The organism is Frankia sp. CeCAU1 (assembly GCF_977971845.1).
The window spans coordinates 1-677 of record NZ_CDWWXA010000222.1 but is presented as its reverse complement, the minus strand read 5'-3'; the positions used below and the strand labels follow the sequence as shown (position 1 = coordinate 677).

General features: G+C 65.9%; 1 protein-coding gene. It reads left to right on the top strand.

Annotation, left to right across the window (positions count from 1 at the left end):
* Positions 1-288: 288 nt before the first annotated feature.
* On the top strand, positions 289-534 hold the full coding sequence (locus AC08OO_RS22530; RefSeq protein WP_476619047.1) for a hypothetical protein: 246 nt from the start codon (positions 289-291) through the stop codon (positions 532-534).
* Positions 535-677 lie beyond the last annotated feature (143 nt).

Here is a 677-nt window from a genome sequence, read left to right as displayed (position 1 = left end):
GATGGTAAACGCCCATGGTAAACGCCCGTGGAGCCGACCGTAAGACCCGCACGAGCGGGCAGGTGGCTAAGAAGCGGGAACCGAGCGCGGCTTCGGCCAATCAGACTCGGGGCGCCTCGCCGAGAGGCAAGGCGGCATGAGAGCACCATTGGACGCTCACATGCAACGGATGTCGAAGAAGTCGACCAGTTCATCGCCGACTACCTCGACAGGGACATCAGGACCTACCTGGTCGAACGCGGCGCAGGGCGCCGCTGGAACTACTCCCGGGCCGAAGCGAGGTCGGCCGTGGTGACGGCCCTGCTCGACCCTGTCCTGGGTGCTGTCCTCGGCGAGGACACCGACCCCTACATCGTTCTCGACGATGTCCGGGCCGGGCTGCGCCGCCAGGTCCGGGAGTTCCAGCCCATCTGGATCCACAAGCGCCGCGGCCTCAAGGGTGTCCTCCTGGACGCCGACTACAGCTTCAGGGACGAGGAAGAGACCCCTAATGGGACATACCGGGCAGCCGTGAGGCAGGCTCGGTTCCGGTAGCCGCCAGCAGGTGAGCACTCGAGGCCCCTGGACGCAGGACGAGTCCTAAGGTCAGACCGTGCCCCTGCCGGTGGTCGGGAGAGCGGACCACAGATGGGATGTCGTGCCCGCTGATCGTGGCGTGAGCACTTGACCATTAGGGT